At 56.3% G+C, this 263-nt stretch carries 1 protein-coding gene; it reads left to right on the top strand.

All coding sequences use genetic code 11. From position 1 onward, the window contains the following. A partial coding sequence (locus tag QP363_RS13160; RefSeq protein ID WP_284764814.1) for an HNH endonuclease signature motif containing protein occupies window positions 1-263 on the top strand: 263 nt, incomplete at both ends.

Below are 263 nucleotides of genomic sequence, written 5' to 3'. Positions count from 1 at the left end.
GCGCGCATGACAGGCGCAGAGTTTCTCACCCACAAGTTTGCCGAAATAGGCTACGCCACCCTCGTCCACCCTCTTGATGGGCCCATCAACACTTGGCGGCTAGAACGTGGAGCAAACCTCAACCAGCGTCTTAGCCTGCACGCGGAATTCCACACCTGCTCAAGACCAGGCTGCAACAAACCAGCTGATTACTGCCAAGTCCACCACCTCATCCCCTGGCAAGCAGGTGGCTTTACCAACATCAAGAACCTGACCTTCCTGTG

Source organism: Corynebacterium sp. UMB6689, from assembly GCF_030215295.1.
Taxonomy (GTDB): Bacteria; Actinomycetota; Actinomycetes; order Mycobacteriales; family Mycobacteriaceae; genus Corynebacterium; species Corynebacterium aurimucosum.
Note: the sequence above shows the minus strand (reverse complement) of the source record. Positions and strands in the feature narration are given on the sequence as shown.